Here is a 23,933-nt window from a genome sequence, read left to right as displayed (position 1 = left end):
GTGCTGACGGGCGGGCGGGCGATCAGGGGGGCGGTCACGAAGTCGATCAGTTCCTCGACGCGGCCCAGGAGGGCGGGTTCGAGGTCGGTGTAGGCGGTGACGGAGCCGAGGATGCGCTTCCCGGCGGCGCCCGTGTCGGGGGCCCAGCCGAGGGCGTCCAGGACGCCCTCCTTCCACGGGACGCCGCGGGGGACGCGGGGCCAGGCGGGGATGCCGACGGCGGCGGGCTTGACGGCCTCCCACACGTCGACGAACGGGTGGCCGGTGACCAGGACGTGCGGGGACGAGACCCGCGCGGCGATGCGGCTCTCCTTGGAGCCCTCGACGAGGTGGTCGACGAGGACGCCGAGGCGGCGGCCCTCCGCGGGGCCGAACTCGTCGACGATCGCGGGGAGGTCGTCCACGCCCTCCAGGTACTCGACGACGACGCCCTCGACGCGGAGGTCGTGGCCCCAGATCTTCTCGACCAGTTCCGCGTCGTGCACGCCCTCGACGTAGATGCGGCTCTCCTTGGCGACCTGCGCGCGCAGGCCCCGGACGGCGACGGAGCCGGATGCCGAGCGCGCCGGGCGGCGCGGGGCCGCCTCGGGGCGGACGAGCGTGACCGGGGCGCCGTCGATCAGGAAGCCCGCCTTGGTGAGCGGGAACACGCGCCGCTTGCCGAAGCGGTCCTCCAGGGTGACGCCGAACTTGTCGCAGGCCACGACGGCGCCGCAGAATCCGCTGTCCGGATCCTCGGCGACCAGCCCCGGCTCGGCCGGGATCTCGGGCACGAGGCCCTTGCGGGGCCTGCGCCAGTCGCCGGACAGCACGTCGTTGCCGTAGTCCTTACTCCGCACAGGTCCGCACATTAACCGGAGGGCGGCCGCGGGCGGCGTCGTCCCCGGTCGCTCGGCGTGGCGCCGATCCGGATAGGATCGCGCCGCCGCCGGGGCCGGGACCCTCCAGAAGAGCCCCCGCGGGTCGTACACTTGGCACTCAGGAGTAAGGAGTGCCAGCGGCACGGGGCCGGACGGCGCCGGTTGATCGGGGGGCCAGTGGCAGCGCACGAGGGAGGTGACAACGTGCTGGACGACCGGAAGCTCGCGGTCCTGCGCGCCATCGTCGAGGACTTCGTGTCCACGAACGAACCCGTGGGCTCCAAGTCCTTGGCGGACCGGCACAACCTCGGCGTGTCCCCCGCCACGATCCGGAACGACATGGCGGTTCTGGAGGAGCAGGGGTACATCGCGCAGCCGCACACGAGTGCGGGCCGCGTCCCCACCGACAAGGGGTACCGGCTGTTCGTCGACCGGCTGTCGACGATCAAGCCGCTGTCGGCGCCGGAGCGGCGCGCGATCGAGACGTTCCTGTCCGGCGCGTACGACCTCGACGACGTCGTCGGCCGGACGGTGAAGCTGCTCGCGCAGCTGACCCGGCAGGTCGCGGTGGTGCAGTACCCGTCGCTGACGCGGTCGACGGTGCGGCACGTCGAGCTGGTGCGGGTGGCCGAGAGCCGGCTGCTGCTCGTCCTGATCACCGACACCGGACGGGTGGAGCAGCGGGTCATCGAGACGCCCGGCGAGATCTCCGAGGAATCGATCGGGCACCTGCGGGCGTTGCTCAACACGTGCCTGGACGGGCTCGGGCTCGGCGAGGTGCCGACCGCCGTCGCGGACCTGCCGGACAAGGTCGGGCCGGACGAGCGGCCGGTGGCGGCCGCGGTGCTGTCGGTGCTGCTGGAGACGCTCGTCGAACGGCACGAGGAGAAGATCGTCTTCGCTGGCGCGGCGAACCTCGCGGCGGTGGACTTCTCGCAGAGCCTGCGGGAGGTGCTGGTCGCGCTGGAGGAGCAGGTGGTGCTGATGCGGCTGCTCGGCGAGTCCGGCGACTCCTCTACTGTTACGGTGCGGATCGGCACCGAGAACCCCGAATTGGGGCTCCGATCGACCTCGGTCGTCGCCGCCGACTACGGCGTCGGCGACCTCACGCTGGCCCGGCTGGGAGTGCTCGGGCCTACACGCATGGATTACCCCAGCACGATGGGAGCGGTACGGGCAGTGGCACGCTACGTGGGACAGATCCTGGCGGGGTCGTAAGGTGGCCAACGACTACTACGCGACCCTGGGGGTCGGGCGGAACGCGACCGCCGACGAGGTCAAGAAGGCCTACCGCCGGCTCGCGCGGGAACTCCACCCGGACGTCAACCCCGACCCGGATACCCAGGAGAAGTTCAAGGAGATCACCCAGGCGTACGAGGTGCTCTCCGACCCGAAGAAGCGGGAGATGTACGACCTGGGCGCGGACCCGTTCGCGCCCGGCGGCGGCGGGGGCGGCGCCGGCGGGTTCGGCGGCGCCGGGTTCCCCTTCAGCGACATCATGGACGCGTTCTTCGGGACGTCGGCGTCGCGCGGCCCCCGGTCGCGGGCGCGGCGCGGGCGCAACGCGACGCTGCGGGTCGAGCTCGACCTGTCGGAGACCGCGTTCGGCACCACCCGGGAGCTGACCGTGGACACCGCGGTCGCGTGCTCGGCGTGCGAGGCGACGGGCTGCGCGCCCGGCACCCACCCGGACACCTGCGACACCTGCCACGGGCGCGGCGAGGTGCAGCAGGTGCAGCGCTCGTTCCTGGGCCAGGTCATGACGGCCCGGCCCTGCCCGGCGTGCGGCGGCTTCGGCTCGGTGATCCGCACGCCGTGCACCGAGTGCTCCGGGGACGGGCGCGTCCGCACCCGGCGCACCGTCAAGGTCAAGATCCCGGCGGGCGTGGAGAACGGCATCCACATCCAGCTCGCCGGCGAGGGCGAGGTCGGCCCCGGCGGCGGCCCGCCCGGCGACCTGTTCCTGGAGATCGTGGAGCGCGCGCACCCGATCTTCGAGCGGGAGGGCGACGACCTGCACTGCACGGTCGAGATCCCGATGACGGCGGCGGCGCTCGGCACCAGCGTCACGATCGAGACGCTCGACGCGGCGGAGGAGATCGACATCAAGCCGGGCACGCAGTCCGGCCAGGTGATCACCCTCTACAACCGGGGCGTGCGGCACCTCAACGAGAGCGGACGCGGCGACCTGATGATCCACGTGAACGTGGAGACGCCCGGCAAGCTCGACGAGGAGCAGGAGGAGCTGCTGCGGCGGCTCGCCTCGCTGCGCGGCGAGGAGCGCCCGCCCGGCAAGTTCGCGCCGGGGCAGCGCGGGATGTTCTCCCGCCTGCGGGACGTGTTCAACCAGCACTGAAGAGAGACGGTGACGGCCTACCGGGAAGGCCGTGACGGTGCCGATGAGGACCCCGGGGACGCGCCCGCGCCCCCGGGGTCCGGTGACGTTGGGGGAGTGCGATGAGTCCGCCGGTGTTCCTCGCCGGGACGGCCGCGCTGGAACGCGACCGCGTCGTCCTGGACGGCCCCGAGGGGCGGCACGCCGCGACCGTGCGGCGGCTGCGGCCGGGGGAGCGCGTCGACCTCACCGACGGGGCGGGGCTGCTCGCGGAGTGCGTCGTCACGGCGGCCGACCGGGCGTCCCTCACGCTGGAGGTCGCGGCCCGGCACCGCGAGCCGCCGCCGGAGCCCCGCCTGGTCGTCGTGCAGGCGCTGCCGAAGGGCGACCGGGGCGAGCTGGCGGTGGAGACGATGACCGAGGCGGGCGTGGACGAGATCGTCCCGTGGGCCGCCGCCCGGTGCGTCACCCAGTGGCGTCCCGAGCGCCGCGAGAAGGCCCTGGCCCGCTGGCGGAACGCCGCCCGGGAGGCCGGCAAGCAGGCCCGGCGGAGCCGCCTGCCGCACGTGCCCGCGCTCGCGTCGACCGCCGACGTCGCGCGGCGGCTCGCGGACGCGTCCGCCGCGCTCGTCCTGCACGAGGGGGCCGCCGAGCCGCTCAGCGGCGTCCGTCCGCCCGCGTCGGGGGAGGTCGTCCTGGTGGTCGGGCCCGAGGGCGGGATCTCCGAGGACGAGGTGGCCGCGTTCGGCGCGGCCGGGGGACGCCCGGTGCGGCTCGGCCCGACGGTGCTGCGCACCTCGACGGCCGGGGTCGCGGCGGCCGCCGTCCTGCAGGCCGCGACCGGCCGCTGGTGACGCGCCGCCGGGGCGGCCGCCCGGTCAGGGACCGGCCTGCCCGGCGTCCTGCTGCTTCGTGGTCGACGGGGTGTCGCTGGGCGTCGGCGTCTGCTCGTCGCTCGGCTCCGGCGAGGGGTCGGGCGGGGTGGGCGTCGACGGCGGCGGGTCGGTGGGCGACGTGGTGGGCGTATGGCCGCCCGGGCACTGCGTCCCGCCGGACGGGGCGGACGTCGGCGTCGTGTCCGGCGACGGTGTGCCGGACGGGGCCGTGCCGCCGCGCGGGATGACGCACGAGGACAGCCCGGGCGACGACGACGGCTCCCCGGCCTCCTCGGACGTGCTCGGCGCGGTGGACGTCGTCGGCGCGGGCGACGACGGGTCCCCGGGGACGACGGGCGGCGGGTTCGCGCCGGTGCGGTCGCCGTCGGTGTCGTCGCCGCCGCCGCGGGACGGGCCGTCGCCGTTGACGGTGTGCTGGATCAGGTCGATCGTCTGCGGGCCCGCCGTGACGCCGAACCCGGCGATCGCGACGGCCGCGGCGACGGCGAGCACGGGGCGCGCCCAGCCCACGGTGAGGCCCGCCGGCCCGAACCGGGCGGGCCCGAACCGGCCGGGAAACCTGCGGCGGCGCCCGCCTTCGGCCGCGATCCGGGCCCGGATGCGCTCCAGGCCGTCGTCGGAGGGGGTGACCGATTCCGCCTCCGCGTTCAGAACCCGGCGAAGGATCTCGCCGTGGTCGTCGTGGGGGTCGGTGGTCATGAGAACTGCTCCAGGACGTTGCGTAGGGCGGTCATGCCGCGTGCGGTATGACTCTTGACCGCGCCGCGGGAGATCCCCATGGCGTTCGCGATCTCGGCTTCCGAGAGGTCACCGTAGTAGCGCAGGACGAGCGCCTCCCGCTGGCGCGGTGGGAGCCGGGAGAGCGCGTCGATCACCGCCGAACGCTCCAGCTCCCCGATGGCCCCGGCCTCCGCGCTCGGCATGTCCGGGAGCCCCTTGGGAGCGTACTTCTCGACGACGGCGCGGTGGCGCAGCACCGACCGGGACCGGTTCACCACCGACTGCCGCAGGTACGACAGGGCCTTGTCGGGGTCCCGGAGGCGCCGCCAGCCGCCGTGCATCGCGACGAACGCGTCCTGGACGACTTCCTCGGCCGTTCCCGCGTCCCGCACGAGCATCGCGGCGAGCCGCACCAGCGAGCGGTAGTTGGCGCTGTAGAGGGCGGTCACCGCCTGGTCGGCGTCCCAGGCGACGGCGACGGCGCCGGCCGCGCCCCTGGCCACGAGGGTCTCGGTCACGTCTGTGGGACGCCCGCCCTCCTCGTCCGGTTTACGAAAGGGCATCTTCTGGTCTGCCTCGGTCACCTATCCGCCGCCTTTGCCGTCCCCCGGCCGTCCTTTCGGTCGGCCACCCCGAGAGCGGCATGAATCGGGCGTTCCCGACCGAACCGAGGCGCGCCGCATGCCTGCGATCCGGGGGGTACGCCTTGAATTGACAACCCTAACCAGTGGCCGGTCGGAAACGGCTCGACAACCGGAGATCGATTCCGGAAAACCTTAGCGGCGGGGGGCGCCGCGGAGCACGGCGGCGCGGGTCTCGATAGGATTCCGATCGCGGTCGCCGCCGCGGGAGGGGAGACAGATGACCGACTGCCTGTTCTGCAAGATCGTGTCCGGGGACGTGCCGGCGAAGACGGTGCGCTCGTCCGACCGGGCCGTCGCGTTCCGCGACATCAACCCGCAGGCGCCCACGCACGTCCTGGTCATCCCCAAGGACCACCACCCGACGGTGGGCGAGCTCGCCGCGGCCGACGCCGAGCTGCTCGCCGAGGTGCTCCGCGAGGCCCACCAGGTCGCCGTCGACGAGGGCATCGCCGACACCGGCTACCGGATCGTCTTCAACACCGGCGCGCAGGCCGGGCAGACCGTCTTCCACGTGCACGCGCACGTGCTGGGCGGCCGCGGCCTGAACTGGCCGCCCGGCTGAGCCCGGCCGACCCGGGCCGGCGGGACGGGGCGGGGCGCGCCGTTTCGCGGGCCGCGGCCGGGCCGCGGCGAGCGGAAATACGGCGGCGCGCCGACGAGGGCGGTCGGTACCATGGAACCGACACACCTTGCACACCCGGAGCAGACAGAAGGCAGGTCTGAGAGGCCGCAAGGCCCGGCTGATGGTCGAATCAACTCACACGGGGCGCGACGGCCGCGCCCAGATCAAGATCGTGGTGCCGGACGACCATTCGATGGTGAGCCTGCTGGGCTCCCGGGACGAGTTGCTCCACGCGGTCGAGCGCGCGTTCGGCGACGGCATCGACATCCACGTCCGCGGCAACGAGATCACCGTGACCGGGTCCGAGACGGACACCGGCCTGGTCTCGCGCCTCTTCACCGAGATGCTCGAGCTGCTCAAGGGCGGCACCCAGCTGACGCCCGACGCGGTCGAGCGGAGCCTGGCGATGCTGCGCGGCGAGAGCGACGCCCGCCCGGCCGAGGTGCTCAACCTGAACGTGCTGTCGGGCCGCGGCCGGACGATCCGCCCGAAGACGCTCAACCAGAAGCGGTACGTCGACGCGATCGACAAGCACACGATCGTGTTCGGCATCGGGCCGGCGGGCACCGGCAAGACGTACCTGGCGATGGCCAAGGCCGTCCGCGCGCTGCAGGAGAAGCAGGTCAACCGCATCATCCTGACGCGCCCGGCGGTGGAGGCGGGGGAGCGGCTCGGGTTCCTGCCCGGCACGCTCTACGAGAAGATCGACCCGTACCTGCGGCCGCTGTACGACGCGCTGCACGACATGGTCGACCCCGACTCGATCCCGCGGCTGATGGCCGCCGGCACCATCGAGGTCGCGCCCCTGGCCTACATGCGCGGCCGCAGCTTGAACGACTCCTTCATCATCCTGGACGAGGCGCAGAACACCTCGCCCGAGCAGATGAAGATGTTCCTCACCCGGCTCGGGTTCGGCTCCAAGGTCGTGGTGACCGGCGACGTGACGCAGGTCGACCTCCCGAACGGGACACAGAGCGGGCTGCGCGTCGTCCAGGACATCCTGCAGGACGTCGAGGACATCTACTTCTCCCGGCTGTCCAGCCAGGACGTCGTCCGGCACAAGCTGGTCACCGACATCGTGGACGCCTACAACCGGTACGACGAGGCGCGGGTGCCCGAGTTCAAGAAGGACGCGGCGCGCGGCGGCGGGCCCGGTCGCAAGCGGGGTTCCCGGTGAGCATCGAGGTGCTGAACGAGTCGGGCGCGGCGGTCGACGAGAACGGCTTGGCGGAGCTGTCCCGGCACGTGCTGGACGGGCTCCGCGTGCATCCGCTCGCGGAGCTGTCGGTCCTGCTGGTCGACGAGGACGCGATGACCGAGCTGCACGTCAAGTGGATGGACGAGCCGGGCCCGACCGACGTGCTGTCGTTCCCGATGGACGAGCTGCGCCCCGGGCACCTGTCGGGCGGCGCCGACGAGGACGACGAGGTCGACCCGGGCCTGCTCGGCGACGTCGTCCTGTGCCCGTCGGTCGCCGAGCGGCAGGCCCGCACCGCCGGGCACAGCACCGGGGACGAGCTGGAGCTGCTGTGCACGCACGGCATCCTGCACCTCCTCGGGTACGACCACGCCGAGCCGGAGGAGCACAAGGAGATGTTCGGCCTGCAGGCCGAACTGCTCACCTCCTGGCGGGAGAAACGCGGCCGGCGGTGACCACGGCGCAGGCGTGGCTGGCGGGGCTGGCGGCCCTGCTGGTGGTGCTCGCGGGCCTGCTGGCCAGCACCGAGACGGCGCTCGCGCGCGTCTCGCGGGTGACCGTCGAGGAGTTCGCCAAGGAGCGGCGGCGCGGCTCGAAGAAGCTCGCGGAGGTCGTCGCCGACCCGGCCCGCTACGTGAACATGGTGCTGCTGCTGCGGATCGGCTGCGAGCTGGTCGCCACCGTGATCGTCGCGGACCTGTGCATCTCGTGGCTGGACGAGACGTGGCCCGCCTACGTCGTCGCCGCCACGTTGATGATCGTGGTGAGCTACGTGGCGGTCGGGGTCGCGCCCCGCACCCTCGGCATCCAGCACGCCGACCGGATCGCGCTCGCGGGCGCGGCCGCCCTGCACCCGGTGACCCGGGTGTTCGGGCCGCTGCCGCGGCTGCTGATCCTGCTCGGCAACGCGCTGACGCCCGGCAAGGGCTTCCGCGAGGGGCCGTTCGCGTCGGAGGCGGAGCTGCGCGACCTGGTCGACCTGGCCGAGCAGCGCAGCCTCATCGAGCCGGACGAGCGCGAGATGATCCACTCGGTGTTCGAGCTCGGCGACACGCTCGTCCGCGAGGTGATGGTGCCGCGCACCGACATCGTGTTCATCGAGCGGGACAAGACGCTGCGGCAGGCGATGTCGCTGGGGCTGCGCAGCGGCTTCTCCCGCATCCCGGTCGTCGGGGAGAACGAGGACGACGTCGTCGGCATCGCCTACCTCAAGGACGTCGTGCGCCGCAGCCACGAGCACCACGAGGCCGAGTCGGTCGAGACGGTCGACTCGGTGATGCGCTCGGCGACGTTCGTGCCCGACAGCAAGCCGATCGACGAGCTGCTGCGGGAGATGCAGGCCCGCCGGATCCACGTCGCGATCGTCATCGACGAGTACGGCGGCACCGCGGGCCTCGTCACCATCGAGGACATCCTGGAGGAGATCGTCGGGGAGATCACCGACGAGTACGACCGGGAGATCCCGCCGGTGACGTGGCTGGACGGCGGCGCCGCCCGCGTCACGGCCCGGCTGCCGGTGGACGACCTCGCCGAGCTGTTCGGCGTCGAGATCGACGCCGAGGACGTCGACACGGTCGGCGGGCTGCTGGCGCACGCCCTCGGCCGGGTCCCGATCGAGGGCTCGACGGCGGAGGTGGGCTCCGCGCCGCGCGGCCCGGACGACGATGACGACGACGTCCCGGGCGGGGCCGTCCTGTCGCTGAAGGCGGAGACGATCGCGGGCCGCCGCAACCGGATCGGCACCGTCGTCGTGCGCCGCCTCGACACCCGCCCGGGCGGGGCGGTCTGACGGGCGCCGGACGGACGGCGCCGGGCGCGGGACGCCGGCCGGAGGGGGTCGGTCCGAGGGCGGTCAGAGGGTGTCGCGGAGGGCCCCGTCGGGTCCGGCGACCAGGACGGGCGCCTTGGGGCCGAGGTCGCGGACCGCGGTGACGTCGGACGGGTCGGGCGCGTCGGCGGCGGTGACGACGGCGGCGGCCTCGAGGTCCTCGGCGCCGCTGGACACCGCCATCGCGACCGCGACCTTGAGCGCCGAGAGCCGCAGCGACGGCAGGTCCACGCTCGTCGCCGCGTAGGTGCGGCCGGTCTCGTCGCGCACGGCGGCGCCCTCGGCGGCCCCGGTGCGGGCCCGGGACGACCGCGCCAGGGTGATGATCTTCGCGTCCTCGGCGTTCAGCTCGCTCACGTCCCCGATCGTACGGGGCGGCCGCGGGGCGTGCGCGACCGGTCCCGGCGGGCGGCGGGCGCGCGGAGCGGGGCGGCAAGTCGGCGCCAAGTGGACGCCAAGCGGGGCGCGGCACCCTCAGAGTCTCGAATCCGGATCTCTGGGGGAACGTGATGTCCCGTCTGCTGTACCGCCTGGGCAGGGCCGCCGCCCTGCGCCCGTGGCGGTTCGTCGTCGTGTGGCTGGCGCTCGTCGCCGCGGTGGGAGGAGCCGCGGCGGCCGGCGGAGGCTCGCTGCAGGACGACTACACCCTCGAGGGGACCGGGTCGCAGCAGGCCACCGAGCTGCTGCGGGACCGGTTCCCGGCGCTGGCGGGCGCCGACGCCCGCGTCGTCGTGCACGCCCGGGACGGCCGCGTCGACCCGGCCGCGCTCGCCGCCGCGGGCGGCGAGCTGCGCGCGCTGCCGCACGTCGGCGCCGTCGACCCGCCGCTGCCCAGTCCGGACGGCCGCACGGCGCTGATCACCGTCCGGTACGCGGTGCCGGTGACCGACCTGGAGCCCGGACCGACGCTCGACGCCCTCCGCGACGCGACCGGCGGCCTCGAGGACGCCGGCCACCGGGTGGAGTTCGGCGGCCAGGTGCCCGAGAACATCACCGCGCCCGGCGGGGTCGCGGAGGCGGTCGGCGTGGTGGCCGCCCTGGTGATCCTCCTGCTGGCGTTCGGGTCGGTGGTCGCGGCGGGGCTGCCGCTGGTGGTCGCGCTGGCCGGCCTGGGCGCGGGCGTGTCGGGGATCACGCTGCTGGCGGCCGTGACGAACGTGGCGACGACCGCGCCGACGCTCGCGGTGATGGTGGGCCTCGGCGTCGGCATCGACTACGCGCTGTTCATCCTCACCCGGCACCGCGAGGGACTCGCCGCCGGGCTGGACGTGCCCGAGTCGGTGGGCCGCGCCATCGCCACCGCCGGGCAGTCGGTGCTCTTCGCCGGGTTCACGGTGCTGCTGGCGCTGTGCGGGCTGGTGGTCTCGCGGATCCCGGTGTTCATGACGATGGGGTTCGCGACCGGGCTGGTGGTGGCGGCGACGGTGGCGAGCGCGCTCACGCTGCTGCCCGCGGTGCTCGGGCTGGCCGGGCACCGGGTGCTGCGCCGCCGCGACCGCGCGTCCGGCGCGGCGCCCGCCGCCGACTCGCCGCGCATCCGCCGCTGGGCGCTGCACGTGGGGCGCCGCCCGTGGCCGTGGCTGCTGGCCGGGCTGGTGCTGATGCTCACGCTGGCCGGCCCGGCGCTCGGCATGCGGACGTGGCCGAGCGACGCGGGCAGCGAACCGTCGTCCAACACGGTCCGGCAGGCGTACGACCTGGTCGCCGAGGCGTACGGCCCGGGCGCGAACGGCCCGCTGCTGGTGGCCGTGGACCTGGCGGAGGCGGACCCGGCGGCGCTGCCGGGCCTGCGCGACCGGCTCGCCGCCGTCGAGGGCGTCGCGTCCGTCGCGCCGCCCCGGCTGTCGGACGCCCGCGACGCGGCGGTGCTCGTGGTGACGCCCGAGTACGGGCCGCAGGACGAGCGCGTCACGCCGCTCGTCGACGGGATCCGCGCGGACGTCCTGCCGCCGGGCGCGGAGGTCACCGGCATGACGGCCGCCTACGTGGACCTGTCGCGGCTGCTGTCCGAGCGGCTGTGGCCGGTGATCGGCGTGGTCGTGGCGACCTCGTTCGTCATGCTGGTGATCGTCTTCCGGTCGGTCCTGGCGCCGCTGAAGGCCGCCGCCATGAACCTGCTGTCGATCGGCGCCGCGTACGGGGTGCTCACCGCCGTGTTCCAGTGGGGGTGGGGCGCGGAGCTGCTCGGCCTGCCGCACAGCGTCCCGGTGTCCAGCTTCATCCTGCTGCTGATGTTCGCGGTGCTGTTCGGGGTGTCGATGGACTACGAGGTGTTCCTGCTGTCGCGCGTCCGGGAGGAGTGGCTGCGGACCGGGGACGCGCGCGGCTCGGTGTCGGCGGGCCTCGCGGCGACCGGCCGGGTGATCACCAGCGCGGCGCTGATCATGGTGGCGGTGTTCCTCGGGTTCGCCGCCGACCCCGGCCTGGTGATCAAGCAGATGGGCGTGGGCCTCGCGGTCGCCGTCGCGCTGGACGCGACGGTCGTCCGGCTCGTGCTGGTCCCGGCGGCGATGGCGCTGCTCGGCCGCGGCAACTGGTGGCTGCCCGGGCCGCTCGGCCGGATCCTGCCGGACGTCGACCTGCACGGCGGTTCGGTGCCCGCTGCGGCGGGCGCCGAGCCCCCGGCCAGGGAGCCCAGCCGCGCCTAGGGAGGCGATCACGGCGGTCGACGCGCCCCGGTTAGTCTGATCGGGACATGTCGACTGTTGTGGACGCGCCCGTCGTCAGCGTGCTCGGCGCCTTCGGCGCGACGGTGGACGGCGCGCCCGCCGACCTCGGCGGGCGCCGCCGCCGGTCGGTGCTGGCCCGGCTCGCCGCCGCGCACGGCCGGATGGTCCCGGCCGACACCCTCGTCGAGGACCTGTGGGCCGGGACGGCCCCGCCCCGCGCGGGCGCGGGGCTGCAGTCGTTCGTGTCGCACCTGCGGCGCGCCCTGGAGCCGCGCCGCCCGCCCCGCACGCCCGCCCGCGTCCTGGTCACGGCGCCGCCCGGCTACGCGCTGCGGCTCCCGGACGGCAATGTGGACGCGTGGCGGTTCGACGCGCTCGTCGACGAGGCGGGCGCGCTGCTCGCCGCGGGCGACCCGGCCGCCGCCCGCGGCCGCGCCGCGGACGCCCTCGCCCGCTGGGGCGGCCCCGCCTACGCCGAGTTCGCCGACCTGCCGTGGGCGGCCGCCGAGGCCGCCCGGCTGGACGAGCGCCGCCGGCTCGCCGTCGAGCGCCGCGCCGAGGCCCTGCTCGGGCTCGGGGGCGCCGCCGAGGCCGTCCCCGACCTGGAGGAGCACGCCGCCGCGAACCCGCTGCGCGAGGACGCGTGGCGGCTGCTGGCCCTCGCCCTGTACCGGGCGGGACGGCAGGGGGACGCGCTCGCCGCGCTCCGCCGGGTCCGCGCCGCGCTCGGCGCGGAACTCGGCGTCGACCCGGGGCCCGCGCTGCGCGGCCTGGAGGCCGACATCCTCGCCCAGGCCCCCGAGCTGGGCGAACCGCCGGCCGCGGTCCGTCCCGTGCCCCTGCGGCCGCCCCCGCCCCCGCCCCCGGCGGCGCGGCCGGAGCCGCCGGGGGCGTTCGTCGGACGGGAGGGCGAGCTGGCGCTGCTGGACGGCGCGGCCGGCCGGGGCGGCGTGGTCCTCGTCGGCGGCGACGCGGGCATGGGCAAGACGGCGCTCGCCGAACGGTTCGCGCGGCGGCTCGGCGACCGCGGCTGGACGTGCGCGTGGGGCCGCGCGCAGGAGACCGGCGGGGCGCCCGCCGCGTGGCCGTGGGCGGAGCTGCTGCGCGACCTCGCCGCCGCCCTCCCGCCGGACGCCGCCCTGGCCGCCCGGCTCGCCGCCCTCCTCGACGACGCCGCCCCCGGCCCCGCTCCCGCCGCCGGGCGCGGCGGCGCCGACGTCGCCACCGGGCGGTTCCGGCTGCACCTCGCCGTCGGCGACTACCTCGCCGGGATCACCGCGCGCTCCCCGCTGCTGCTCGTCCTGGAGGACCTGCACTGGGCCGACGACGAGACCCTCGCGCTGCTGGTCCGGCTCGCCGAGCGGCTCCGCGGCCGCCGCGTCCTGCTCGCCGCGACGTTCCGCCGCACCGAGGCGCCCGAGCGGCTCGCCGCCGCGCTCGCCGCCCTCGCCCGCCGCGAGCCGCTGCGCCTCGACCTCGGCGGGCTCGCCCCCGCCGAGGTCGCCGAACTCGTGCGCGCGACCTGCGCGACCGGCGTCGCCGACGCCGAGCTGGCCGACATCGCCGAACGGACCGGCGGCAACCCCTTCTTCGTCCGCGAGACGGCCCGGCTGCTGGACGCCGAGGGCCTGCCCGCCGCCGTCCGCCGCGTGCCCGCCGGGGTGGGGGACGTCCTCCGCCGCCGCATCGCGCGGCTCCCCGAGCCCGCCCGGAACGTGCTGCGCGACGCCGCCGTCGTCGGCGGCGACGCCGACCTCGCCGTCCTCGCGGAGCTGGCCGCGGGCGCGCACGGCGAGGAGACCGTCATCGACGCCGTCGACGCCGCCCTCGCCGCCGGACTGGTCACCGAGCCCGCGCCCGGACGGCTGCGGTTCGTGCACGCGCTCGTCCGCGACACCCTCTACGACGGGCTGTCGCGGGCCCGCCGCACCCGGCTGCACGGCCGGGTCGCCGCCGCGCTGGAACGGCACCGCCCCGCCGAGGTCGCCGCCATCGCGCACCACTACCTGGAGTCGGGCGCCGAACCGGACCGGGCCGTCCGCTACGCGCGGCTCGCCGCCGCGGCCGCCGAGGCCCGGTTCGCGCACGGCCCGGCCGCCGACCTGTGGGTCCGCGCCGCCGAGACGCTGCGCACGGGGCGCCCGGACGCCGTCCGCGACCGGCTCGAGGCGGAGGTCGCCGCCATCCGGGCCTGCGGCCTGTCCGGCGACGTCATGCAGGCCCGCGACCGGCGGCTGCACGCCGTCGCCGACGCCCGCGCGCACGGCGACGTCCGGCTGCTGGCCCGCGTCATCACCGCGTTCGACGTGCCCACGCTGTGGACGAGCCGCGAGTACGGCACCCGCGACCAGGGGATCATCGACGCCGCCGAGGAGGCCCTGCGCGCGCTGCCGGACGGCGAGGACGAGCTGCGCGTCCGGCTGCTGACCAGCCTGGCGATCGAGCTGGAGGGCGACTTCGACGACCGCGGCGTCACCGCGGCCGAGGAGGCGGTCGCGCTGGCCCGCGCCCTCGGCCGTCCCGACCTGCTCGCCGTCGCGCTCAACGGCCGCTACATCAACGGCCACCGGAGCGCCGGCGACCTCGCGCTGCGGTACCGCCTCGCCCGCGAGCTGCTCGACCTCGCCGAGCGGCACGACCTCGCCGCCTACCGCGTCCTCGCGCACCTGCAGCTGCAGCAGACGTCCGTCGCCGCGCTCGACCGGGCCGCGGCCTCCGCGCACCTGGAGGAGGGGCGGCGCCTCGCGGACCAGTACGGGCTGCCGCTGCTCGCGCAGATCGCGAGCTGGTACGCCGGGCTCGTGCACGTCCTCGCCTCCCGCTTCGACGCCGCCGAGCGGGCGTACGCGCAGGTCGGCGAGGACATCGGCCGCACCGGGATCTGGAGCAGCGAGGACGGCACCGTCGGGTTCGGCGCGTTCTGCCTGCGGCTCGTCCAGGGGCGGCCGGGCGAGCTGCTGGAGCGGGCCGCCTGGCTGTCGCGGCGGTGGCCGCACGTCGCCGCCACCGCCGACATCCACGCGCTCGCGCTGGCCGACGTCGGCCGCGTCGCGGAGGCCCGCGCGGCCGTCGCCGCGGCGGGTCCCATCCGCCCCGACTACTTCTTCGACCTCGCCACGGGCATCCGCGCCCACCGCGCGATCGTCCTGGACCAGCGCGACGTCGCCGAGCGGGCGTACGCCGACCTGCTGCCGTACGAGGGGCACTTCGCCGGCGGCTGCACCACCTTCGCGACGATCGGGCCGGTCGCGCAGATCCTCGGCGACCTCGCCGGGTACCTGGGGCGTCCCGCCCGCGTCGCCGCCGACCACTACCGCCGGGCCGCCCGCGCCGCCGACACCTTCGGCGCGCCGCTGTTCTCCCGGCGGGCCCGCGAGGCCCTGGCCGCGCTCGGCGACACCGCAGCCTCCGCCTGACCGCCGCCCGGCGGTCCGCCGGACGGGCGCCGGGACGGGCCCGTCGCCGGGTGGGGGACAATCGAGGGGTGACATCGACGGGAGATCTGACGACCGCGCCGCCGCCCGAGGGCTTCCGGGCGGGCTTCGCCTGCTTCATCGGACGTCCGAACGTGGGCAAGTCGACGCTGATGAACGCGCTCGTCGGCACCAAGGTGGCGATCACCAGCAGCCGCCCGCAGACGACGCGGCGGGCGATCCGGGGCATCGTGCACCGGCCGGACGGGCAGCTCGTCGTGGTCGACACGCCGGGCCTGCACAAGCCGCGGACGCTGCTCGGCGAGCGGCTCGACAGCCTCGTCCGGTCCACGCTCACCGAGGTCGACGTCATCGGGTTCTGCGTGCCCGCCGACCAGCCCGTGGGGCCGGGCGACAAGTACATCGCCCGCGAACTCGCCGGGGTGAAGAAGACCCCGGTCGTGGCGATCGTCACGAAGACCGACCTCGCCGCGCCCGAGCAGGTCGCGGAGCAGCTCCTCGCCGTGGGACGGCTGGGGGAGTTCGCCGACATCGTGCCCTGCTCGGCGGAGAACGGCTTCCAGGTCGACCTGGTCGGCGAGCTGCTGATCTCCCGGCTGCCGGAGGGCATGCCGCTGTACCCGGAGGGCGACCTCACCGACGAGCCCGAGCAGGTGATGATCGGCGAACTGATCCGGGAGGCCGCGCTCGAAGGCGTCCGGGACGAGCTGCCGCACTCGATCGCCGTCGTGGTCGACGAGATGGCGCCGCGCGAGGGACGGGACGACCTCGTCGACGTCTACGCGCACCTGTTCGTCGAGCGGCCCAGCCAGAAGGGCATCATCATCGGGCACCGCGGCGCCCGGCTGCGGGAGGTCGGCGCGGCCGCCCGGCGGCAGATCGAGGCGCTGCTCGGCACGAAGATCTACCTCGACCTGCGGGTCAGCGTGCTCAAGGACTGGCAGCGCGACCCCAAGCAGCTCCGCCGCCTCGGCTTCTACGACTGACGGGGCCTACGGCCGGTCGTCGCGGCGTTCCGCCGCCTCGCCGCCCGGCGCGGACTCGTCCGCCCGCTCCCACCCGCTCTGCCGCGGCCAGACCGCGTTCGGATCCCCGGCGTCCGGGCCGTTCCCGTACTGCGCGTAGTACTGCTCCTGGGCGTATTGCTCTTGGGGGTACTGCTCCTGCGGGTACTGGTCCTGCGGGTACTGGTCCTGCGGGTACGCCTGCGGCGGGTAGGGGGCGGGGCGGCCGCGCCCGCCCAGCCGCGCGGTGATCGGGCGCGCCAGGCTGAACCCGGTGACCAGCAGCCCCGCGGCGACCGCCACGTACCAGCCGTACAGCACGCTGATCTCGTAGCCGACGTCCAGGCCGCCCGTGGGCAGGTCCTCGCGGGCGTCGTCGAGCCGGAGCAGGAACAGCAGGCACGCCAGCAGCGACAGGACGCCCGGGACGGCCGCGAGACCGGTGATGCGGGTGTCGCGGGCGAGCAGGTCCCAGCAGGCCATGACGATCGCGACCACCGCGAACACCGGGACCGACAGCACCACGTCGTCGGCGTCGATGCCCGCCGCCGTGGCGACGTCCCGGGAGATCGCGCTGCCGAACAGGTCGACGACGACGGAGGCGCGCGCCCACGGCAGGAACGCCGACACCAGCAGCGCCGCCGCCGCGGCGATCAGGGCGATGCTCCAGCCGAGGCCGCCCCGCCGCGGCTCGGCCGGCGGGGGCCCGGGCTGCGGCTCCGGGACGGCGTCCCCGGGACCGGGCGGGGGGAGACCGTCGTCGGGCGGCAGGAACTGCGGGCGCGACCGTGCGCCGCCCGCGTCGGAACCCAGGTCACCGGTCATGGATTCAGCGTAAGGGGAGGAACCGCCGGGTCGCGGACGGGCGGGAATGTCCCGGACGGCAGATGACGTTCCCGTGACGGAAGAGGCCCCGGACGTCTCAACATGCGGACGTCGGTTTCCGGAACACGGATGTCATCTGTTACTTTGGCGGGCGTGTCTGGTGCGCTGCTCCTCCTTAGCGGCCGCAGCGGGGGCCTGTAACCAGGTCGGCTCCCTCGCTGCGGGACTCTGACGTGGACGTCGGCCGCACGGTTCGAGCAGGGAGATCCCACCGCATGTACCCGGCACAGCAGCCCTCCGGTATGCCCTTCGAGCGCTACCGCCCCTTCGCCCCCGTCAAGCTGGCGGACCGCACCTGGCCCGACGCCGCCATCACCCGGGCCCCGCGCTGGTGCGCGGTCGACCTGCGGGACGGCAACCAGGCGCTGATCGACCCGATGGACGCCCACCGCAAGCTGCGGATGTTCGAGCTGCTCGTCGAGATGGGCTACAAGGAGATCGAGGTCGGGTTCCCGGCGGCGAGCCAGACCGACTACGACTTCGTCCGGCAGATCATCGACGAGGGCCGCATCCCCGACGACGTCGTGATCCAGGTGCTGACGCAGGCCCGCCCCGAACTGATCGAGCGGACGTTCGAGTCGGTGCGGGGCGCGAAGCAGGCGATCGTCCACCTGTACAACTCGACCAGCACGCTGCAGCGCCGCGTGGTGTTCGGGCAGGACCGCGACGGCATCACCGCCATCGCCGTCGAGGGCGCGAAGCTGTGCGCCAAGCTCGCCGAGGACATGGGCGACACCGAGATCTTCTTCCAGTACTCGCCCGAGTCGTTCACCGGCACCGAGCTGGAATACGCCGTCGAGGTCTGCAACGCCGTCAACGACGTGTGGAAGCCGACCCCGGACCGGAAGGTCATCGTCAACCTGCCGGCGACCGTCGAGATGGCCACGCCGAACGTGTACGCCGACCAGATCGAGTGGATGAGCCGGAACCTGGCGTACCGCGACTCGGTCGTCCTGTCGCTGCACCCGCACAACGACCGCGGCACCGCGGTCGCCGCCGCCGAGCTCGGCTACATGGCGGGCGCCGACCGCATCGAGGGCTGCCTGTTCGGCAACGGCGAGCGCACCGGCAACGTCTGCCTGGTCACCCTGGGGCTGAACATGTTCACCCAGGGCATCGACCCGCAGATCGACTTCTCCGACATCGACGAGATCCGCCGCACCGTCGAGTACTGCAACCAGCTGCCCGTCCACGAGCGGCACCCCTACGGCGGCGACCTCGTCTACACCGCGTTCTCCGGCTCCCACCAGGACGCGATCAACAAGGGCTTCGAGCACCTGCGGCGCGACGCGGAGGCCGCCGGGACGCCCGTCGAGGAGTACCGGTGGGAGGTCCCGTACCTGCCGATCGACCCGCACGACGTCGGCCGCACCTACGAGGCGGTCATCCGGGTCAACAGCCAGTCCGGCAAGGGCGGCGTCGCCTACATCATGAAGACCGAGCACGCCCTGGAGCTGCCGCGGCGCCTCCAGATCGAGTTCTCCCGGGTCGTGCAGGAGCACACCGACAGCGAGGGCGGCGAGGTCGACCCCGCCCGCATGTGGGAGATCTTCGAGTCCGAGTTCCTGTCCAACGGCCCCCGCGTCGGGCTGCTGGCGCACCGCACGACGTCCCGCGTCGACGAGAAGGACGCCCTCAGCTGCGACGTCCGCGTCGACGGCGAGATCCGCGAGATCGAGGGCCTCGGCAACGGCCCGGTGTCGGCGTTCGAGGACGCGCTGTCGTCCGTGGGGATCAACGTCCGCGTCCTGGACTACGCCGAGCACGCGATGAGCGCGGGCGGCGACGCGCGCGCCGCCGCCTACGTCGAGTGCGACGTGGACGGCGCCACGGTGTGGGGCGTGGGCATCGACGGGAACATCGTCACCGCCTCCCTCAAGGCGATCCTGTCGGCCGTCAACCGCGTCGCCCGCCGGTGAGCGGAGCACCGGTCGCGGCGGGGCGCCCGGTCCGCCGGGCGTCCACGTCCGCGACCGGCGGGGTCCTCTGAGCGGGCCGCGGGGCCGAGGCCCCGCGGCCCCCGGCCCGCCGCGCCGTCCCGCGGGTCAGCGCGCCCGGCCGAGGACGTGGTGGACGAGCTCGCGCAGCGGGCCGCTCAGCTGCGCCTCGCCCACGGTCGTCCGCCGGCCGTCGATGTCGATCTCGTACAGGAACTGGTCGGGGATCCGCCCCGGCGGCGGCACCGAGTCGAGGTCGACGCGCCGGACGAGCCCGGCCAGCACCGGGTCACTCGTGCTGTCGGACTCGGCCCGCCGCTCGATCCCGGCGAACCCCCCGCTGCGGACGACTGTCACCTTCACCGCTCACCTCAACGCCTCCGCGGCCGCCGCGTCGATGGACACGCCCACCCCCGTCCATCCGCGCCGGACCGCCTCCGTCTCCGCCGCGTCCGCGCCGAAGCGGCGGGCGGCGGCGCGGACCGTCTCGGCGGCGAAGCCGGCGAAGTCGACGTCCACCGCCAGCGCACCGCCGGTGAGGACGTCATACCAGACGCGGCCCGCTTTGTCCCAGGCGTTGCCGCCGATCTCGACGGCCGCCAGGTGGAACGCGCGGTTCGGGATGCCGGAGTTGATGTGGACGCCGCCGTTGTCGCGGTACGTCTCGACGTAGTCGTCCATGTGGCCGGGCTGCGGGTCCTTGCCGAGCCGCGGGTCGTCGTAGGCGGTGCCGGGCTCCTTCATCGAGCGCAGCGCGACGCCCTGGACGCCGTCGGCGAGCAGGCCCACGCCGATCAGCCAGTCGGCCTGGTCGGCGGTCTGCCCGAGATGCCACTGCTTGACCAGCGACCCGAACACGTCGGACACCGACTCGTTCAGCGCGCCCGCCTGGCCGTAGTACTCCAGGTTCGCGGTGTGCTGGGTGATGCCGTGGACGAGTTCGTGGCCGGTGACGTCGAGCGGCCCGGTGAAGTCGCTGAACACCACCCCGTCGCCGTCCCCGTACACCATCTGCTCGCCGTTCCAGAAGGCGTTGGCGTACCCGTCGCCGTAGTGGACGGTCGAGACCAGCGGCAGCCCGGCGCCGTCGATGGAGTCGCGCCGGTAGATCTCCTCGAAGAAGTCGAAGGTGGCGCCGAGCCAGTCGTAGGAGCGGTCGACGGTGGCGTCGCCGGTCGCCGCGTCGCCCTCCTTCCGGACGGCCCGGCCGGGCAGCGTCTCGCGGCCCGCGGCGTCATGGATCGTCCGTTTCGGGACGAAGTCCTCTTCGGGGGAGCGGGCGGGCGCGGGCACCAGCCGCTCGACGTACCGGGCGGAGGTGAGGGCCATGGTGCGGCGGGCGCGGGCGCTCACGACCGGGTCGGCGGTGTCGCGGGCGAGGCGTTCCAGCATGTGCGGCGGCACGATGTGGCATCTCATGCCGCCACGCTGACAGGTTCCCGCCGGTCCGGCCACGGGTTTCGCCGCGCGGCGGCGGCCGGTTCCGGTCACGGTACGTGATTGTCACCCTGCGCAGCGGCACGATCGGGGGACTTGTGGAGATCCTGGGGAGATGCCCGTCCGGCAACGGAGCACCCGGCCGGGTGCGCCAGAATGAACGGGTGACCCTCTACCGCGACGAAGGCGTCGTCCTGCGCACCCAGAAGCTGGGCGAGGCCGACCGCATCGTGACGGTGCTGACCCGGCGGTCCGGCCGGATCCGCGCCGCCGCGAAGGGCGTCCGCAAGACGAAGTCCCGGTTCGGCGCCCGGCTGGAGCCGTTCACCCACGTGGACCTCCAGCTGTACGAGCGGCGGTCGCTCGACCTCATCACGCAGGCCGAGACGCTGCGCCCCTACGGCGAGCGCCTCGTCTCCGACTACCCCCGCTACACGGCGGGCATCGCGATGCTGGAGACCGCCGAGAAGCTCACCGCGGAGGAGGGCGAGCCCGCGCTCCGCCAGTTCCTCCTCCTGGTCGGCGGGCTGCGCACGCTCGCCGACCGCAGCCACGACGCCCGCCTGGTCCTGGACGCCTACCTGCTGCGGTCCCTGTCGGTCGCCGGCTGGGCGCCCGCGCTGGACGAGTGCTGCCGGTGCGGCGCCCGCGGCGGGCTGCGCGGCTTCGCGATCGCCGCGGGCGGCGCCGTCTGCGCGAACTGCCGCCGTCCGGGCGCCGCCACCCCGGCGCCGCCCACGTTCCGGCTCATGCTGGCGCTGCTGCGCGGCGACTGGGAGTACGCCGACGCCAGCGAGCCGCGCCACCGCGCGGAGACCAGCGGCCTCGTCGCCGCCTACCTGCAGTGGCATCTCGAGCACGGGATCCGCTCGCTGCGGCACGTGGAGCGCGACGGCTTCGACGAGACCGCCGGCGACCCCGCCGGCGGAGACGACATCAGGGAGAGAGTGTGAGCAGGGCTGTTCTGCCGCCGGAACCGCACCGGGACGGGGCGAGGCCGCCCGCGATCCCGGCGGATCTGGTGCCGCGGCACGTCGCCATCGTGATGGACGGCAACGGCCGCTGGGCCAAGGAGCGCGGGCTCCCGCGCACCGAGGGGCACAAGCGCGGCGAGGACTCGCTCTTCGACGTCATCATGGGCGCGATCGAGCTGGGCGTCCCGTACCTGTCGGCGTACGCGTTCTCCACCGAGAACTGGAAGCGCTCGCCGGACGAGGTGCGGTTCCTGATGGGCTTCAACCGGGACGTGATCCGCCGCCGCCGCGACCAGCTCCACTCGATGGGCGTCCGGGTCCGGTGGGCGGGCCGCCGCCCCCGCCTCTGGCGCAGCGTCATCAAGGAGCTCGAGACGGCCGAGGAGATGACGCGCGACAACGACGTCCTCACCCTGCAGTTCTGCGTGAACTACGGGGGCCGCGCCGAGATCATCGACGCCGCCGCGGCGATCGCCCGCGACGTCCGCGACGGCCGCCTCAACCCCGACAAGCTCGACGAGAAGGTGTTCGCCCGCTACCTGGACGAGCCGTCGATCCCGGACGTCGACCTGTTCCTGCGGTCGTCCGGCGAGCAGCGCACGTCCAACTTCCTGCTGTGGCAGTCGGCGTACGCGGAGATGGTGTTCCTCGACACCCTGTGGCCCGATTTCGACCGCCGCCACCTGTGGCACGCGTGCGAGCTGTACGCCTCCCGCGACCGCCGCTACGGCGGCGCCGTCCCCAACCCGGTGGAGCCCGCCGCCACCACCTGACCCTCCGCGGCACGCCTGCGCCGCGGCACGCCGGTCGGACGGGACGGGACGGGCCCGCACGCGTCCGCGTGCGGGCCCGTCCGCCGGTGCGGCGCCCTACACCAGCGCCGCGTCCAGCGTGATCTTCGTGCCCGCGAGGGCCTTGCTGACCGGGCAGCCGGCCTTGGCGTCCTGCGCGGCCTTCTCGAAGTCGCCCGCCGACAGTCCCGGCACGCTGGCCCGGACGGTCAGGTGGATCCCGGTGATGCCCTCGCCCGGCTGGAACGTGACCTCGGCTTTCGTGTCGACCTTCTCCGGCGGCGTCCCGGCCCCGGCGAGGGCGTGCGAGAGGGCCATGGAGTAGCAGGTGGAGTGCGCCGCGGCGATGAGCTCCTCCGGGCTGGTCTTCCCGCCCGGCTCCTCGGCGCGCGACGGCCACGTCACGTCGAACGTGCCCGTCTTGGAGGAGTCCAGCGAGACCGTGCCCTGGCCGCCCATCAGCGGCCCTTCCCAGTGCGCGTTGGCGGTGCGAGTCGTAGCCATGCGGGCATTCTCTCGTGATCGTGACGCGGACGTCACATCGGGTCCGCCCGCGCCCGGTCGGCTTTAGGTCGTCTTTCGGGGCCGGTTGATCAACTTGGCGCGTCGCCGGCCTTGCGGAGAGGCCGATCAATCCCGGAAAGGGAGCAGATGAGAAGAATCGCCTGCGCCGTGCTGGCCACGGTGCTGCTGGCGCTGATCCCCACGCCCGCGAAGGCCGACGCCGGCGCGGACCGCCTGCCCGACGCCCACGTCGTCCCCGGGGACCGCGCGTTCCCGACGGGCATGGCGTACGACCGCCGCACCGGCCACTTCTACGTCGGCAGCGCCGAGGACGGCACCATTTACCGGGGGCACGTGACGCGGCGCGACCTGGAGGTCTGGTCGCCCGACGGGACGGACGGCCGCAGCGTCACCTCCGGCCTGGCCCTGGACGGCGCCGGGCGCCTCTACGTGGGCGGCGCCGACACCGCCACCCTGCGCGTGTACGACGTGCGCTCGCGGCGGCTCCTCGCCACGCTGCACGGGACGGGCGGCGGGTTCGTCAACGAGATCGCCGTCGCCGGCGACGGGACCGTCTACGCCACCGACTCGTTCCGGCCGGTCGTCTACCGGATCACCCACCGGAACGGCGACTGGCGGATCGAGAACTGGCTGGACGTCGCCGCGACGCCGGTCGACTGGGTCGAGGGCCGGCACAACCTCAACGGCATCGTCGCCGTCGGCCGCCACCTGCTCACCGTCAACAGCGCCACGGGATCCCTGTGGCGGATCGACCCGCGCGACGGCGCGACGACCGAGGTCGACCTGGGCGGGCACCGGCTGCACAACGGCGACGGGCTCGCCTGGCGCGACGGCCGGCTGTACGTCGTCCAGGGCAACCTGAACCAGGTGCCCGGACTGGTGCCGCAGGTCGCGGTGGTCGCGATGCCGTCCGAGGTCGACCGGGGCCGGTACGTCGCCCGGTACGTGCCGCCGGGCGGGTTCCGCCACCCGAGCAGCATCGTGCTCACCCCGACGCGCGTCATGGTCGTCAACAGCCAGTACGACCGGTGGCTGGAGGGCCTCCCGCCGGTGACCCCGTTCACCGTCTCCAGCCTGCGGCTGGGCACCGCCGAGCCGGTCGCCGGCTGACGGCGCGCCCGGCGGCCGCGGCCGGACGGGCGCCCCGCGAGGGCGCTCCCGACGCGGCCGCCGG

The 23,933-nt window shown here is 74.6% G+C and carries 22 protein-coding genes; 14 read left to right on the top strand and 8 right to left on the bottom strand.

Going from position 1 to position 23,933, the window contains the following annotated elements; genetic code table 11:
* Positions 1–851 (bottom strand): DUF3097 domain-containing protein (locus DMH08_RS03535; protein WP_148108578.1); only part of this gene is annotated, 851 nt, incomplete at its 3' end.
* Between the two features lie 213 nt (positions 852–1,064).
* Here DMH08_RS03535 and hrcA point away from each other — a divergent pair.
* The 3 genes from hrcA to DMH08_RS03520 all read left to right on the top strand — a co-directional run bounded on the left by hrcA (position 1,065) and on the right by DMH08_RS03520 (position 4,049).
* On the top strand, positions 1,065–2,078 hold the full coding sequence (hrcA, locus tag DMH08_RS03530) for a heat-inducible transcriptional repressor HrcA (protein ID WP_026405568.1): 1,014 nt from the start codon (positions 1,065–1,067) through the stop codon (positions 2,076–2,078).
* A 1-nt stretch (position 2,079) separates the two neighbouring features.
* Positions 2,080–3,216 (top strand): molecular chaperone DnaJ, encoded by a 1,137-nt coding sequence (gene dnaJ / locus DMH08_RS03525; RefSeq protein WP_125611666.1) that lies wholly within the window; start codon positions 2,080–2,082, stop codon positions 3,214–3,216.
* 101 nt (positions 3,217–3,317) lie between these two features.
* Positions 3,318–4,049: a 16S rRNA (uracil(1498)-N(3))-methyltransferase gene (locus DMH08_RS03520; RefSeq protein ID WP_125611664.1), complete on the top strand. Its 732-nt coding sequence runs from the start codon at positions 3,318–3,320 to the stop codon at positions 4,047–4,049.
* Positions 4,050–4,073: 24 nt separating this feature from the next.
* On the opposite strand, the gene DMH08_RS03515 is transcribed toward DMH08_RS03520, so the two are convergent.
* Together DMH08_RS03515 and DMH08_RS03510 are read right to left on the bottom strand one after the other, a co-directional pair.
* Positions 4,074–4,790, bottom strand: coding sequence for a hypothetical protein (locus tag DMH08_RS03515; RefSeq protein WP_125611662.1), 717 nt, complete (start codon positions 4,788–4,790; stop codon positions 4,074–4,076).
* Entirely contained in the window at positions 4,787–5,329 is a 543-nt protein-coding gene (locus DMH08_RS03510) for a SigE family RNA polymerase sigma factor (protein WP_051301494.1), read from the bottom strand. The genes DMH08_RS03515 and DMH08_RS03510 overlap by 4 nt, the downstream gene beginning before the upstream one ends.
* Before the next feature lie 343 nt (positions 5,330–5,672).
* Between DMH08_RS03510 and DMH08_RS03505 the strand changes: the two genes are divergently transcribed.
* From DMH08_RS03505 to DMH08_RS03490, 4 genes are all read left to right on the top strand, one after another.
* Positions 5,673–6,017, top strand: a complete 345-nt coding sequence (locus DMH08_RS03505) for a histidine triad nucleotide-binding protein (protein WP_026405572.1) — start codon at positions 5,673–5,675, stop codon at positions 6,015–6,017.
* Positions 6,018–6,198: 181 nt separating this feature from the next.
* Complete coding sequence (locus tag DMH08_RS03500) at positions 6,199–7,254, top strand: PhoH family protein (protein ID WP_034521270.1); 1,056 nt, start codon at positions 6,199–6,201, stop codon at positions 7,252–7,254.
* Entirely contained in the window at positions 7,251–7,730 is a 480-nt protein-coding gene (gene ybeY / locus DMH08_RS03495) for an rRNA maturation RNase YbeY (protein WP_026405573.1), read from the top strand. The genes DMH08_RS03500 and ybeY overlap by 4 nt, the downstream gene beginning before the upstream one ends.
* Positions 7,727–9,064: a hemolysin family protein gene (locus DMH08_RS03490; protein ID WP_199747594.1), complete on the top strand. Its 1,338-nt coding sequence runs from the start codon at positions 7,727–7,729 to the stop codon at positions 9,062–9,064. The genes ybeY and DMH08_RS03490 overlap by 4 nt, the downstream gene beginning before the upstream one ends.
* A 63-nt stretch (positions 9,065–9,127) precedes the next feature.
* Here the strand turns inward: DMH08_RS03490 and DMH08_RS03485 are convergent, their stop codons facing one another.
* Positions 9,128–9,460, bottom strand: a complete 333-nt coding sequence (locus DMH08_RS03485) for a cytidine deaminase (protein ID WP_026405574.1) — start codon at positions 9,458–9,460, stop codon at positions 9,128–9,130.
* A gap of 152 nt (positions 9,461–9,612) precedes the next feature.
* Between DMH08_RS03485 and DMH08_RS03480 the strand changes: the two genes are divergently transcribed.
* The 3 genes from DMH08_RS03480 to era all read left to right on the top strand — a co-directional run bounded on the left by DMH08_RS03480 (position 9,613) and on the right by era (position 16,192).
* The gene (locus DMH08_RS03480) at positions 9,613–11,751 is read left to right on the top strand and encodes an MMPL family transporter (protein ID WP_125611660.1); all 2,139 of its coding nucleotides are present in this window, start codon (positions 9,613–9,615) and stop codon (positions 11,749–11,751) included.
* A 47-nt stretch (positions 11,752–11,798) separates the two neighbouring features.
* A complete protein-coding gene (locus DMH08_RS03475) occupies positions 11,799–15,188 on the top strand; it encodes a BTAD domain-containing putative transcriptional regulator (protein ID WP_125611658.1) in 3,390 nt (1,129 codons plus the stop codon).
* Between the two features lie 68 nt (positions 15,189–15,256).
* A complete protein-coding gene (gene era / locus DMH08_RS03470; protein WP_084551159.1) occupies positions 15,257–16,192 on the top strand; it encodes a GTPase Era in 936 nt (311 codons plus the stop codon).
* A 6-nt stretch (positions 16,193–16,198) separates the two neighbouring features.
* On the opposite strand, the gene DMH08_RS03465 is transcribed toward era, so the two are convergent.
* Positions 16,199–17,035: a hypothetical protein gene (locus DMH08_RS03465; RefSeq protein ID WP_125611656.1), complete on the bottom strand. Its 837-nt coding sequence runs from the start codon at positions 17,033–17,035 to the stop codon at positions 16,199–16,201.
* A 275-nt stretch (positions 17,036–17,310) separates the two neighbouring features.
* Here DMH08_RS03465 and leuA point away from each other — a divergent pair, with 275 nt between their 5' ends.
* The gene (gene leuA, locus DMH08_RS03460) at positions 17,311–19,014 is read left to right on the top strand and encodes a 2-isopropylmalate synthase (RefSeq protein ID WP_125611654.1); all 1,704 of its coding nucleotides are present in this window, start codon (positions 17,311–17,313) and stop codon (positions 19,012–19,014) included.
* A gap of 126 nt (positions 19,015–19,140) precedes the next feature.
* Here leuA and DMH08_RS03455 read toward each other — a convergent pair whose 3' ends face one another.
* Positions 19,141–19,395: a protealysin inhibitor emfourin gene (locus DMH08_RS03455; protein WP_026405580.1), complete on the bottom strand. Its 255-nt coding sequence runs from the start codon at positions 19,393–19,395 to the stop codon at positions 19,141–19,143.
* Positions 19,396–19,398: 3 nt separating this feature from the next.
* Positions 19,399–20,451 (bottom strand): M4 family metallopeptidase, encoded by a 1,053-nt coding sequence (locus tag DMH08_RS03450; protein WP_125611652.1) that lies wholly within the window; start codon positions 20,449–20,451, stop codon positions 19,399–19,401.
* A gap of 182 nt (positions 20,452–20,633) precedes the next feature.
* Between DMH08_RS03450 and recO the strand changes: the two genes are divergently transcribed.
* Entirely contained in the window at positions 20,634–21,422 is a 789-nt protein-coding gene (gene recO, locus DMH08_RS03445) for a DNA repair protein RecO (protein WP_051301496.1), read from the top strand.
* Complete coding sequence (locus DMH08_RS03440) at positions 21,419–22,216, top strand: isoprenyl transferase (protein ID WP_026405581.1); 798 nt, start codon at positions 21,419–21,421, stop codon at positions 22,214–22,216. Before recO ends, DMH08_RS03440 begins: the two co-directional genes overlap by 4 nt.
* A 96-nt stretch (positions 22,217–22,312) precedes the next feature.
* Here the strand turns inward: DMH08_RS03440 and DMH08_RS03435 are convergent, their stop codons facing one another.
* Positions 22,313–22,738 carry an OsmC family protein gene (locus DMH08_RS03435; protein WP_026405582.1) on the bottom strand — a complete coding sequence of 142 codons (426 nt, stop codon included), beginning with the start codon at positions 22,736–22,738 and terminating at the stop codon, positions 22,313–22,315.
* A 147-nt stretch (positions 22,739–22,885) separates the two neighbouring features.
* Here DMH08_RS03435 and DMH08_RS03430 point away from each other — a divergent pair, with 147 nt between their 5' ends.
* Positions 22,886–23,869, top strand: a complete 984-nt coding sequence (locus DMH08_RS03430; protein WP_125611651.1) for a hypothetical protein — start codon at positions 22,886–22,888, stop codon at positions 23,867–23,869.
* Positions 23,870–23,933: the final 64 nt, after the last annotated feature.

The sequence above is a fragment of the Actinomadura sp. WAC 06369 genome (genome assembly GCF_003947565.1).
GTDB lineage: Bacteria > Actinomycetota > Actinomycetes > Streptosporangiales > Streptosporangiaceae > Spirillospora > Spirillospora rifamycini.
The sequence above is the reverse complement of the archived record's forward strand: the minus strand, read 5'-3'. Positions and strand labels throughout refer to the sequence as shown.

Bases quoted from the DNA above. Each gene is read 5' to 3' on its own strand.
- DMH08_RS03515 (WP_125611662.1), bottom strand. From the start codon at position 4,790: ATGACCACCGACCCCCACGACGACCACGGCGAGATCCTTCGCCGGGTT.
- DMH08_RS03435 (WP_026405582.1), bottom strand. From the start codon at position 22,738: ATGGCTACGACTCGCACCGCCAACGCGCACTGGGAAGGGCCGCTGATG.
- DMH08_RS03520 (WP_125611664.1), top strand. From the start codon at position 3,318: ATGAGTCCGCCGGTGTTCCTCGCCGGGACGGCCGCGCTGGAACGCGAC.
- DMH08_RS03430 (WP_125611651.1), top strand. From the start codon at position 22,886: ATGAGAAGAATCGCCTGCGCCGTGCTGGCCACGGTGCTGCTGGCGCTG.
- leuA (WP_125611654.1), top strand. From the start codon at position 17,311: ATGTACCCGGCACAGCAGCCCTCCGGTATGCCCTTCGAGCGCTACCGC.
- DMH08_RS03480 (WP_125611660.1), top strand. From the start codon at position 9,613: ATGTCCCGTCTGCTGTACCGCCTGGGCAGGGCCGCCGCCCTGCGCCCG.
- DMH08_RS03500 (WP_034521270.1), top strand. From the start codon at position 6,199: ATGGTCGAATCAACTCACACGGGGCGCGACGGCCGCGCCCAGATCAAG.
- DMH08_RS03450 (WP_125611652.1), bottom strand. From the start codon at position 20,451: ATGAGATGCCACATCGTGCCGCCGCACATGCTGGAACGCCTCGCCCGC.
- DMH08_RS03465 (WP_125611656.1), bottom strand. From the start codon at position 17,035: ATGACCGGTGACCTGGGTTCCGACGCGGGCGGCGCACGGTCGCGCCCG.
- DMH08_RS03505 (WP_026405572.1), top strand. From the start codon at position 5,673: ATGACCGACTGCCTGTTCTGCAAGATCGTGTCCGGGGACGTGCCGGCG.
- DMH08_RS03475 (WP_125611658.1), top strand. From the start codon at position 11,799: ATGTCGACTGTTGTGGACGCGCCCGTCGTCAGCGTGCTCGGCGCCTTC.